This window comes from Synechococcus sp. MIT S1220 (assembly GCF_047303025.1).
GTDB lineage: Bacteria > Cyanobacteriota > Cyanobacteriia > PCC-6307 > Cyanobiaceae > Parasynechococcus.
The window spans coordinates 706,949-718,487 of sequence record NZ_CP138939.1; the positions used below are offsets into that span (position 1 = coordinate 706,949).

Below are 11,539 nucleotides of genomic sequence, written 5' to 3' on the forward strand. Positions count from 1 at the left end.
CTAAATGCTCTGGCTTGGTTTGAAGGGAGAATCCATACTGGTCGTTGTGGCGGGGCCATCGGCCTCGGGTAAGACAACATTTATTGATCAGATTACTCGCCGTAAGCAATCACCTTTAGCAGACAAAGCGCTTCAATCTTTGGGGGTTGCTTCAGGGATCAGTTTTCGTACCCTTGGAGCCAATATCGCCAGAAAGTCGATCAAGCGGGGAGAGATTTTGTCGGAATCCTATCGGTATCAAATATTGCATCTTGATCTCACATCTCGGAGTCGTGGTAAACATTTAAAATTTTGCCCGATTATTTTTTCTCAATTTATGTCCATATATTCAATACAAATTTACCTCCCCTATTCGGAGTGGCTGAATCGGATCCGTCTGAGGATTGCGACAGGAGAGAGCGTGAGTGATCGCGCTCAGAATTTACTTGATTATACCGAAAATGACTACAGACTTGGAGAGCGATTGTATCGAAAACTGTACACGCGTTGGGAAAATTATCTCGATCTCAGGCGTGTTCGATCTCGTGTCACTATTGACACAGCTAGCAAGACCGTATTTAAGAAGCCACCCGCTGAAATCAGGCGTAACCTCATTGGTCGAGCTGTTTATTCGGCAATCTGTTGCAGGCCATCACTGATTGCTTAGCAGATGATCATCACGCTGTTGATCAGCCAATGATTAATCAGCCAATGATTGATCAGTCAATAGCTGACCGTTTTTGAACAGCTTGAAGACTGATTTGTGGCCAAATGATGGATTATTTTTGTCGTGATTAATAAGATAATTGGCAATCATTGCTTACTTGAAAATGTTATAAATTTCGGGTCTGATTGTCTGTTCAGAATCGTTCGATAATTGCTTCAGCAAATCCACTGCAGCTCACCGGCTCCACGGCGGGTTCCATGAGCCGAGCCAGGTCATAGGTCACTTTCTGATCTGCAATCGCTGCACTTAGGCCCTTGGTCACCATGTCGGCGGCGTCCTGCCAGCCAAGGAACTCGAGCATCATCACGCCACTGAGAATTACAGATCCGGGGTTGATCCGATCCAGACCAGCATGTTTCGGGGCGGTGCCGTGCGTAGCTTCGAAAATGGCGGCGTTATCGCCAATGTTGGCCCCGGGGGCCATTCCTAGCCCGCCAACAACAGCGGCGGCTGCATCGGAGATGTAATCACCATTCAGGTTGAGCGTGGCTAGGACGGAATACTCCTGTGGGCGGGTCTGAATCTGCTGGAAAATACTGTCGGCAATCCGGTCGTCCACCAGCACCATCTGTTTCCATTTGCCATTGCCATGGCTGCTGCTGATCGCATCAATCACGCCCTGCACTTCACGATCAATCGCCTCCTTCTTCTCCGGTGTGAGGCTGTCGTAACCCGGTTCGATTTTGCGGGCGTTGTCTTCAATGCTCAAGCCGGGTTCACTGTCGAGATTACCGAGAATCCAGCTTTCCCGCTCGGTGATACAGACATCGCGGAATTCTGTTGTGGCCAGTTCATAGCCCCAGTCGCGGAAGGCGCCCTCCGTGAATTTCATGATGTTCCCCTTGTGCACCAAGGTGACGTGGCGGCGTTGGCCCTCCAGTCGGAGCGCGTGCTGGATCGCACGTCGCACATGCCGTTGGGTGCCCTCCTTGCTCACAGGCTTGATGCCCAGCCCCGAACCCTCGCGGATCCGCTTGTTTCCTAAACCGGGACTGGCCGGAATCACGGTGTCGTTCAGGTGGCGAAGCAGCTCGGCGCCGACGGCATCGCCCGAAGCCCATTCGATGCCGATGTAGATGTCTTCGGTGTTTTCCCGGAACACCACCACATCAAGATCCTGTGGGCGGCGATGGGGACTCGGGGTGCCGGTGTAGTAACGGCAGGGCCTGACGCAGGAATACAGATCGAAGATCTGTCGCAAGGCCACATTGAGCGAACGGATCCCACCGCCCACCGGAGTGGTCAGTGGTCCTTTGATGGCAACGCCGTAGGTGCGGATCGCCTCCAGGGTGTCTTCCGGCAAATATCGATAAGTGCCGTACAGCTCACAGGCTTCATCTCCGGCATAAACCTTGAACCATTCGATCCGTTTGGCACCCCCGTAGGCCTTGGCGACAGCCGCATCCAACACCTTTTGTGTTGCAGGCCAGATGTCCACACCGGTCCCATCTCCTCTGATGAAGGGGATGATCGGATCGTTGGCCACAACCGGCTGACCGTTCTCGAAGCGGATCGGGGTGCCTTTGGCGGGGGCAGTGATCTTCTCGAACTGGGCGGACGGAGTCACTGCTTGATTAACGATAAAATCTCCATCAGCTTATGTCTTGGCGGCTGAGAGAAGCAATTATTTTATGATAGTCAATGAATAAATGAATTAATCCTAACTATCATTCCAGTTTGGAGGGAAGAATTGTGACGATAAATTTTATCAAAATTAGTCGCATTGATGATAGGCCCAATCAGGGAAACTTTTTTGTCTAAGTTGGCCACAATGTCACCAATTTTAGGTTGATAAATATCTCCCTTTCCTGACCCATCCTTGATAATGAATTGTTTTGAATTGGGCTTGTATTCGATCAGGCGTGTGTAAGGAATGCGTCGAAGATGTCTCTTGGCTGTAAAACGTGAACGTTCATTGATAATGATGTTCACATCGTCTCCATCCTCTCGAATTGTGCGTGTGATGAGGTTTAGCTTCTCAAAAGTTTTTTGGATAGAGTTCTGCTCTAATTTTATTGCTGTCACGGTTTTTAAAAAACTATTTTTTGAAAGTTTATGCTCGATGCTGATGAATAATAGTGAACTCAGCATTCCTAGGATGCTGACCCATTGCCGACTCCAATGTGGGCGATCGATTCGGGTAGTGAACTCCTGCCATAAACAGCCGATATTGATAACAATAATCAATTGGATTGGAAGTGACAGATAGCTGGATGCTTCAAATCTATAGATTGCGCCAAGCACAGATGCATAGATTATTGCTGTAAGGTTTAGCCTGTCGAGTAGAGAAAACTTGGCTCTACTTCTCAGAATTATGAACATTCGCGTTAAACAAATGATTAGTAGCAACCAGAAACGGCCGTCTGGGTGGAACACGTTAATGGAATCATTGTTGTAAGCACCCGTATTCGCATAGGTACTCGGCAGTAAGGACAAATAGATGTAGCTTGTGCCGAAAATGAGAGAAAGTCCGCACAGCCATAGTTCGAGGCAATAAGTCTGACTCCAATATTTGATCCTCTCAGATGGGATGAGTTTTTTGTTCCTTGTATCAACAAAGATTCCTGAGACAACAGTCAGGCAGGGTGGAATCGTGAAAAGAATAATCGCGATGTCCTTGACATAAATGCCCAGCAGCCCCATTAAGATTGTTAGACAAAAAGAAGATTGTGTTTTATGTTGTTGATACACAACATAAAAGTTTAAATATAGGATAAAAATCAGGCAAAGCAGTCTCTCGGAGTAGATGACATGGAAGAACGTTGTGCCGGTCGCCGGGTGGTGAAGTAGCAGAAGCGTGATGACGACCAGAAGTGAGGGATTGGGTTTGTCAAATTGATGTTCGAGACGTTGTACTAATTTCGTGGTGTAAAGAACGATGCAAATCAATTCCGCAGCGCTTACAAGCATCCAGACTTTGATATGCAATGTGAACCAGCTGAGGATGTGGAGGTCTTGATGTGCGAGGGGGAAGAAGCGATAGTCGCTTCGACGCATGGTTTCGTTGACAAAGCTTTCGCGAATCGAAAAATTGTCAAGAAAATTTCCACCAATTAACTCGGGGTACCAGCCGATCATGTCCCGATATAAATAGGTCGTTCCTTGGATCATTATGACCGAGTAAATTATAATAATTATAGTAAAAATAGGGTTGTTTTTTATAAACTCAATTAGTTTTTGAACTGAATGCTTGCTGATGCGAGTATGTGCGGCTTTTGTTTTGACTCGGGTGCGTGTGGTTTTTTGTACAAGTATGATAATCGTAATCGAAAGTAGTATCAGCCATATGTTGTGAGCAATCATCAAATATAGATCGAGCAGGTTCTCTCCCGTTTCTGTCTGTGGGCTAGGGAGGTCCAGTCGATGGCTGACGATCCATGCCCAACTTATTAGTCCGATCAAGCAAAGTGTGAAGTTAATTGCTGCTAATCGGAGCAGTTTTCGCAGCTCGAGTGGGGGATGTTCTGGCGCGCAGTGGGTTGGCGCATTAGACGTCATCAAAATTTTGTTGGCTAGTGATGAGAATTAGATTTGAATCGGATTCCATCATTTTTATAATTCAATTGTGCTGCCATATTCCTGCTCGCTTAGAGCGTGAATAGCCCATTACACACTAAACTAGAGTGATTGCCGAACAGTCTTTGTGTACAAATCGGCTGGCGTTTGGGTTGTAGCAGCTTGTTTTAACGAGCAGATGGTGATCACCCGATTTATCGAACGGGTGCTTGTTTTGCCGGAGGTGACCCATCTTCTCTTGATCGACGACGGTTCCAGTGATGCCACGGTCGCCACCATCCGGCAGTGGCAGAGCGTGCACCCCACGGCGTCCGTCACATTGCTGGAGCTCACGCGGAATTTCGGGAAGGAAGCGGCGATGCTTGCCGGCCTCGACCACGCCTGCGGCCATTGCGCCGCCGCCGTGCTGATCGATTCTGATCTTCAGCATCCGCCGGAACGGATCCCGGCGATGGTGGCCTCCTGGCAGGCCGGAGCTGAGGTGGTGACGGCCGTGCGGGATGACCGCGATCAGGAATCCCGGTTCAAGGTGACCACGGCGTCCTGGTTTTACCGCGTCTTCAATCGGTTGGTGGACTCCATTCAGTTGCAGGAGGGTGCCGGTGATTTTCGACTGCTCTCTGCACCTGTGGTGGTTGCCGTCACCCAGATGCGAGAAGCCACTCGTTTTTCTAAAGGGCTCATGCCCTGGACTGGTTATCGCAGTACCGAGATCCCATACAGCCGGGTCGTCCGATCCGGGGGACAGACCTCCTGGAGTGCGATCAAGCTCTGGCGTTATGCCCTTGATGGCATCTTCTCCTTTTCCGTCAAACCCTTGAAGGTTTGGGGGGTGATCGGCGTGTTCATTTCCATGCTGAGCTTTCTTTACGCGGCGTTGATCGTGTTGCGAACGCTTCTTTTCGGGATTGATTTGCCTGGCTATGCCTCCTTGATCGTTGCGGTGCTGTTTCTCGGAGGAATTCAGCTCATTGGGATCGGGGTGCTGGGGGAGTACATCGGACGGATTTATATCGACGTCAAGCGACGCCCCCACTACTTCATCCGTGCGATTCACGAGCCCTGAGGGCTCGCCATTCCGCCTGTCGCTCTGGGGAGCGGAAAAACACGGCGGAAGCACCAAAGCCTCTCTGATCCAGGGATCGGGAGGCACCCTCCGCCGCTGGATGGGCCAGCAACAAACTCCGGGTGAATCCGTCGCCGGTTCCAGCAGCGCGCAGTTCACGTGCGATTGCATCGAGCGGAGCGCCGATCATCTGGCCCGTGAACAGCACTCCCCCGAAGCATCCATTGGTGCTGATCCCTACGCGTTGCAATTGCGGACGTGCCCGGGCGCTGAGGAGTTGGAGCACCATCCATTTCAGAAGCCCGCCACTCCTCACGGCATCGACCCAGCAAGACAGCGGCAAACCGGTGGGAAGCGGTTCTCGGGTGGTGCGGATCCACACGATCGACTGGGACGGTGCCAAGGTCAGCAGGGTGTGCAGCACGATCGGAACGAGCTGGATGTGTTGATGGCCGTCGAGGTGAATCTGCCTCTGCCCCGTGAGCTTTCGGAATCGATCGATCTGCTGCTGGATGGATCGCTCCAGCTGCTGCTGCACTCTGCGACGACGCCTCGGCAGCAGTGATGCAAGCAACAGAGCACCGAAGCTGGCCGGCAGGTCAGGACAGTCGGCTGAAGATGGTCCCTCTGTCAGACAGAGGTGTAGGTAGAGAGGATCTGCAGGTTTCAGCTGCTGCCAGGCCCTGGACGCCGCGGCGGCTGATGCGCCATTCACCAGCAGACTGGCCCCGTCGAGTTGGTCCCGTCCGGCCAGGTCGAGAATCGCCTGATCCACTTCGCTGGCCAGTCCGAGGTCATCGGCATGGATGAGCGGTTCCGGTGCTCTTAGCAGGCGTTGATGCGCACTGAACTGTGCGGCCCGACTCCAGATCAGGGCATTCAGCACCGTGGGCGTGAACACCAGCAGCAGATCCCGCAGCGGTTGCCCCGGGGGCCCGGGCAACAGCAAGGGCAGAAGACTGCAAACACTCAGATTTACGCCGTACTGGAGCAACAGCCAGCGACGTGCGAATCGGCGCCCACCGGTTTCCTCGCGAAAGGTGAGCAGCGCATGGCCGAGGTACCCCGCCAGAGAGGCCACGAGAAAGGCGATCGGATTGGCCAACCATTCCGGCCCAGCGGCGCTAATGCCTCGCAGCACGCCGTAATGAATTCCGGCAGCTGTGACGCCCACGGCGCCATAGCGCAGGGCGCGTTGCCAGAGACGCCGCAGCTTCATCGCCGGGGTGCCTGACCGGCACGCTGCAAGAGCGTTTCAATCAACTGCCAGGCCCGCGCGTCGTAGATCCGAACGAAATCGCTAAAGCTTTGTGCTGCGCTTTCGTCAGCTCCGTCCGAGATCACGCGCAGGACCAGCCATGGCACATCCTCCTGCTCGGCGACCTGGGCCATGGCGGCGCCTTCCATTTCCACGGCCTGGAGTCCTGGCAATGCTTCGCGTAAGTCAGCCAGTACCGCTGCATCTCCAATGAAGCGGTCCCCTGTAGCGATCAGCCCCTGCCGGGCGGGGCCGAAACCTGCCCATTGCGGCGTTCCCTTGGCCTCTTCCAGGGCGTCTGTTGCCCAGGTCAGCCAGGGCGGGGGAGGGGTCAGACGATCGCGATCCAGGGCAGGGAGCGTGAAGCGGTTGCAGAGAGGTCTGGCATCCATGTCGTGCTGCACGACGGCATTCGCCAACAGAACGTCCCACTGCTTCAGATCGGGATTGGCAGCACCTGCAACGCCCGTGAACAGCAGCAGATCAATTGGATCATCGTCCGCTGCGCTGGCCAGCAGCCGGGTGGCGGCCCGCGAGGCACTCACCTTGCCCCAGCCGCTCCAGCTCAAGGTCAGCCTTACTTCCCGCCCATCGCCACCATTCCAGATGCCCTTGTGAATGGTGAGGTCGCCATGACGGCTGGAGTGGAGATCCTGTAAGTGCTGAAGGTTGGTGCCGATCTCCTCGGGCATCGCCCCGAGCAGTCCGATATGCAGCGGACGAGCCATGGAATTGTTGTCGTGGCGCAACCGTAATGGCCATGGCTTGCCACTCCCTGCAGGATTGGTCCAGGTCGGATGAATGGTTTGAACGCTGGCGAATCAGTGCGGAGTGTGGAGCAGGCCAGAACGCTGGCGTCGGCCGTGACGCTGGTGCGTCGTCATTTTCCGGCTGCCAGCGCCAACCTCCGCCCCTGGCGCGATGACGCCCAAACCCGGGAGTGGACAGAGCCGGAATCGCTCGACCTGGCGTTTCACTTTCCAGGTTGGAGTCCACGCCTGGAGTGTCGCAGCCTGTTGATGCAGTTACGACTCAGCCGCTCGGAGACCGGCGCTTCCGGGCAGCTGCTCGGTGTGCTGATGCGGGGCATGACCTACGACGGCGAACGCTGGCGACTGGCGACTGTTGGCGACTGGCAGCCGGCAGGCTCCCACCTTCCACAGCCGGATCAAGTGCAGCGTTTGCGTCAGATCTGCCACGAACTGTTCGAATTGTTCGGTGGTCACACATCAGAAGAACCAGCGGCGTAACCCTTCGCAACGCTCTGAGCCATCAGGATGAGTAGTCCTTATAGGGTTTTTAAATCTGTCGTTCGTAAAGCACTCATGTCCGTCGCTTTGGCAGCCCAGCTTCGTGAAGGCACCAAGAAGGCCCACACGATGGCCGAAAACACGGGCTTCGTCAGTTGCTTCCTGAAAGGTGTGGTCGACAAGGCCAGCTACCGCAAGTTGGTTGCCGACCTCTTTTTCGTTTACTCAGCGATGGAGGAGGAAGTTGGCAAGCTGACCGATCACCCTGTGGTGGGTCCTGTCGGCATGGAGCAGCTGAACCGTCGTGAGTCCTTGGAGAAGGATCTCGCTTACTACTTCGGCGACACCTGGAAGGATCAAATCCAGCCCTCTCCTTCCGCTGCTGCCTATGTCGATCGTATTCATGCCATCGCGAAGGAGTCTCCAGAGCTGCTGGTCGGTCACCACTACACCCGTTACATGGGTGATCTCTCCGGTGGACAAATCCTTAAAAACATCGCTCAGAAAGCGATGAATATGAAGGGTGACGACGGGCTGCGTTTCTATGTCTTCGACGACATCGCTGACGAAAAGGCGTTCAAGACCAAGTACCGCTCAACGATGGATGAGCTGCCCATCGATCAGGGCACGGCAGACCGCATCGTGGAGGAAGCGAATCATGCGTTCCATCTCAATATGAACATGTTCAAGGAACTGGAAGGGAACCTCATTGCAGCGATTGGCAAGGTTCTGTTCGGTTTCTTGACCCGTCGTGAGCGCACCGGCAGCACGGAGGCCGCCGCGGCCTGATCTGTGCCCACAGCGGTTGTCCGTTTTCTGGTCCCCGGGACCAGCAGCCGGTTTCGTTGTGGTGGTTTGAGCGTTGAATTGCAGACAGCCCAGCTGCTTGCTGGGCTTCGCAGAACTGAAGTGGTGACCTATCGCGAACGGCGCGAGGGTCATTTCTATCTGGATGACCTCCTGTCGGACAGCCCAGCCAATCCTGACGTGCTCTGGATTGTGAGTTGGGGGTTTGATGTCCCCAAGTTGGTTCGGCGCCTGCGGGGGCGACGGGTCGCTTATCACGCCCATAGCAGTGGGTATGGCTTCAACTTGCCGCCCGGTGTTCCTGTGTTGGCAGTCAGTCGCAACACCCTGGGTTATTGGGGTGATCGCGCGCCGCGCAATCCGTTGTTTCTCGTTCCCAATGCCCTGGACCAGCTTTGGCTGGAGCGGGGGGATCGGGCTGATGCCAGCGGGCGAACGCGTCCGATTGATGTCCTGGTACAGGCGCGTAAAAGCAGCGATTACGTGCTGCACCAGCTCGTTCCGATCCTGCGCCGGCAGGGCCTCAAAGTGGAGGTGCAAACCGGCTGGGTAGACGACCTTGTCGGGTTGTTTAACGATTCTTGCGTCTACATCTACGACTCAGCCGAGTACTGGCGTGGCCGTGGTGTGAGTGAGGGGTTCGGGCTGCCACCACTCGAAGCGATGGCCTGTGGTTGCGTGGTGTTCACCAGCTTCAACCATGCACTGTCCGATCACTGTGACCCTGGACGCACGGCTCACCAGATCGGTTGCGGCAGCCTTGCCCATGACGTCTGGCGCATCAAGGCCGCTGTGCGTGAACCTTGTCGCTGGCGGCCGCCAGCGGTGGAGCTTGCGGCCCTTCTGCAAGCCTGTGATGAGGAGCGTTTGCGCGAGCGGTGGAGCCGCGTTCTTGACGAGCTTGACCAGATGCGTCGATGGCCGGATGAATTTCCTTTGCTCAATGCTCCTGTCTGGCGGTTGCGATGGCGTCAGATCCTTCAGAGGGCAAGGCGAGTGGTCGATCGGTTACCCGGCTGGCCGAGGCGTGTCTGAAAGTCTCGGGCTGAAGGCTTAACTCAGCCTGATAACAAGAATCGGCTCGGATCCTCACTGGCGACGAGATCAGATCGTCTTATGCCCCTTCAGAGCCAGACCTGGAATGAACTGAGCACGCTGCTTCGTGAGCTCTCCCCGAAGCGGCGGAAATTTCTGGTTGTGGTGCTGGTGGCTTCCCTGTTTCAGGGGGTGGTCGACATGCTTTTGGTGGGATTGCTGGCTCGGTTGGTCGGGTTGCTGGCAGGGGCAAAACTTGAAGATCAGATACCAGGAATTCGTTTTTTTGGTGGTGGTTTTCTTGATCAGGCTGGATGGATTGTGTTGCTGCTGATTGCAGCATTTTGGTTTGCATCGGCGGTTCGGTTCGGGGTGGCTCTTCTGGAAGCTCTTCTCTCCGCAGATATATGGGCTGACCTGGTTCACAAGGTTTATAACAATTTGCTGCTACAAAATTATGAGTTTTTTACACAGAAACGCACCACTGTTTTATCTGAGCGTTTCAACCGCATTTTGACGCGTGTTACGTCTGCGGTGATTTCTCCGATGATTGCTATTACTGGCAATCTTCTCAGCGTATCCGCTCTCCTGATCGGTGTTGCTTTCGCCTTGGGTGGAAAGGCAATTTCTATCTTTCTGTTTCTACTGATTGCCTATCTTGTTGCTTCGTTATTGATCACACCATATCTGCGCCTTTTTCTTAGGCAGAAGATGAGATACACCCGCCGCATTCGGCTCACCTTCTCGGAATCGCTTCGATCGATGCGTGATATTCAGCTGTATTCCTCTCAGCAATTTTTTGTCAATCGCTTCATGCGCGATGGCTCTATTGCGAAGCGGAATGATCGGCTGGCTAATCTCCTGCCCAATGTTCCCAAGTTTCTGATTGAACCGGCGGGCATCACCATTTTGTTCGTCGTGGGCTTGGCTCCCGCTCTTCTGAATGGTGACGACGAACAGCTGCGTGATGCGCTGCCTCAGCTGGCGACCGTTTTGGTGGTGTTGCTGAGGATTTCCGGACCACTCCAGTCGATGTTTCGAAGCCTGAATCGATTGAGGGGTGGTCTGCCCGAGGTGAAAGATGCCCTGGAGCTGCTTTGTATGCGGCCGACGCGACTGGCCCTTGCCGATCCTGCTGTGCCTTCGCCGGACGGTGTGATGCCACGCCGGATTATTGAGTTGAGAGATGTGAGCTTCTCCTATGGAATCTCCGGTGCACCCGTGCTGCGCAATGTGGACCTCTCCATCCCGATTGGCTCCAGGATTGCTCTCGTTGGAAAAACGGGCAGTGGAAAAACAACTTTGGCCCATCTCCTGCTCGGTTTGTTCAAGCCTGAATCCGGTGAGCTTCTTCTTGATGGCCTGTCGGTGTCTGAGGAAGAAATGCCTGCATGGCAGGCCAACTGTGCCTTTGTCCCTCAGCAGATCAGGCTCCTGGATGGCAGTGTTCGAGAGAATGTCGCCTTCTGTGAAGACCCCGATGCCATTGATGATGACAAGGTTTGGTCCGCGTTAAAGGCGGCACAGTTTGCAGATTTTGTCGCTGATATGCCCTATGGGCTTTACACAATGTGTGGTGAAAATGGAATGAAATTGTCTGGCGGTCAGCGTCAGCGATTGTCCCTGGCTCGGGCGTTCTACCGCAACGCAAAATTATTGGTTCTCGACGAGGCCACCAGCGCATTGGATAACAAAACTGAGCACGATGTGATGCAGGCTCTAGATCTGGTAGGACGGCGTTGCACGATGATCGTGATTGCGCACCGCTTGTCGACAGTGAAAAAGTGCGACCGTATTTATGAAATTGCAGATGGTGGTATTGCGGCATCTGGAGATTTCACAACTCTGAAAGATCTATCGCCAAGTTTTCGAGAAATGGCGATGCTCGATGAGGGCTGAGG

The 11,539-nt window shown here is 54.1% G+C and carries 10 protein-coding genes; 6 read left to right on the forward strand and 4 right to left on the reverse strand.

The features are described from left to right. Positions 1 to 4: 4 nt before the first annotated feature. The gene (locus SIB64_RS03445) at positions 5 to 646 is read left to right on the forward strand and encodes a hypothetical protein (protein ID WP_413441922.1); all 642 of its coding nucleotides are present in this window, start codon (positions 5 to 7) and stop codon (positions 644 to 646) included. 193 nt (positions 647 to 839) lie between these two features. Here the strand turns inward: SIB64_RS03445 and SIB64_RS03450 are convergent, their stop codons facing one another. Both SIB64_RS03450 and SIB64_RS03455 read right to left on the reverse strand, forming a co-directional pair. Then, complete coding sequence (locus SIB64_RS03450; RefSeq protein WP_413441923.1) at positions 840 to 2,273, reverse strand: NADP-dependent isocitrate dehydrogenase; 1,434 nt, start codon at positions 2,271 to 2,273, stop codon at positions 840 to 842. 71 nt (positions 2,274 to 2,344) lie between these two features. Next, on the reverse strand, positions 2,345 to 4,204 hold the full coding sequence (locus SIB64_RS03455; protein WP_413441924.1) for a hypothetical protein: 1,860 nt from the start codon (positions 4,202 to 4,204) through the stop codon (positions 2,345 to 2,347). Positions 4,205 to 4,349: 145 nt separating this feature from the next. Here SIB64_RS03455 and SIB64_RS03460 point away from each other — a divergent pair, with 145 nt between their 5' ends. Continuing rightward, positions 4,350 to 5,288, forward strand: a complete 939-nt coding sequence (locus tag SIB64_RS03460) for a glycosyltransferase family 2 protein (protein ID WP_413441925.1) — start codon at positions 4,350 to 4,352, stop codon at positions 5,286 to 5,288. Here the strand turns inward: SIB64_RS03460 and SIB64_RS03465 are convergent. Further along, positions 5,263 to 6,507, reverse strand: a complete 1,245-nt coding sequence (locus tag SIB64_RS03465) for a ChbG/HpnK family deacetylase (RefSeq protein ID WP_413441926.1) — start codon at positions 6,505 to 6,507, stop codon at positions 5,263 to 5,265. The two genes, SIB64_RS03460 and SIB64_RS03465, sit on opposite strands and share 26 nt — an antisense overlap. Then, a complete protein-coding gene (locus SIB64_RS03470; protein ID WP_413441927.1) occupies positions 6,504 to 7,274 on the reverse strand; it encodes a 5'-methylthioadenosine/adenosylhomocysteine nucleosidase in 771 nt (256 codons plus the stop codon). Before SIB64_RS03470 ends, SIB64_RS03465 begins: the two co-directional genes overlap by 4 nt. Before the next feature lie 69 nt (positions 7,275 to 7,343). Between SIB64_RS03470 and SIB64_RS03475 the strand changes: the two genes are divergently transcribed. The 4 genes from SIB64_RS03475 to SIB64_RS03490 all read left to right on the forward strand — a co-directional run bounded on the left by SIB64_RS03475 (position 7,344) and on the right by SIB64_RS03490 (position 11,537). Beyond that, positions 7,344 to 7,796, forward strand: a complete 453-nt coding sequence (locus SIB64_RS03475) for a hypothetical protein (protein ID WP_413441928.1) — start codon at positions 7,344 to 7,346, stop codon at positions 7,794 to 7,796. A gap of 75 nt (positions 7,797 to 7,871) precedes the next feature. Then, positions 7,872 to 8,585: a heme oxygenase (biliverdin-producing) gene (locus tag SIB64_RS03480; protein WP_413441929.1), complete on the forward strand. Its 714-nt coding sequence runs from the start codon at positions 7,872 to 7,874 to the stop codon at positions 8,583 to 8,585. Positions 8,586 to 8,588: 3 nt separating this feature from the next. Then, positions 8,589 to 9,638, forward strand: coding sequence for a glycosyltransferase (locus SIB64_RS03485; protein WP_413441930.1), 1,050 nt, complete (start codon positions 8,589 to 8,591; stop codon positions 9,636 to 9,638). 81 nt (positions 9,639 to 9,719) lie between these two features. Next, on the forward strand, positions 9,720 to 11,537 hold the full coding sequence (locus SIB64_RS03490; RefSeq protein ID WP_413441931.1) for an ABC transporter ATP-binding protein: 1,818 nt from the start codon (positions 9,720 to 9,722) through the stop codon (positions 11,535 to 11,537). Positions 11,538 to 11,539: the final 2 nt, after the last annotated feature.

What these genes read in the sequence shown, in the direction of transcription:
- SIB64_RS03445 (WP_413441922.1), top strand. Translation starts at nt 5, where the DNA reads ATGCTCTGGCTTGGTTTGAAGGGAGAATCCATACTGGTCGTTGTGGCG.
- SIB64_RS03455 (WP_413441924.1), bottom strand. Translation starts at nt 4,204, where the DNA reads ATGACGTCTAATGCGCCAACCCACTGCGCGCCAGAACATCCCCCACTC.
- SIB64_RS03465 (WP_413441926.1), bottom strand. Translation starts at nt 6,507, where the DNA reads ATGAAGCTGCGGCGTCTCTGGCAACGCGCCCTGCGCTATGGCGCCGTG.
- SIB64_RS03470 (WP_413441927.1), bottom strand. Translation starts at nt 7,274, where the DNA reads ATGGCTCGTCCGCTGCATATCGGACTGCTCGGGGCGATGCCCGAGGAG.
- SIB64_RS03475 (WP_413441928.1), top strand. Translation starts at nt 7,344, where the DNA reads ATGAATGGTTTGAACGCTGGCGAATCAGTGCGGAGTGTGGAGCAGGCC.
- SIB64_RS03480 (WP_413441929.1), top strand. Translation starts at nt 7,872, where the DNA reads ATGTCCGTCGCTTTGGCAGCCCAGCTTCGTGAAGGCACCAAGAAGGCC.
- SIB64_RS03490 (WP_413441931.1), top strand. Translation starts at nt 9,720, where the DNA reads ATGCCCCTTCAGAGCCAGACCTGGAATGAACTGAGCACGCTGCTTCGT.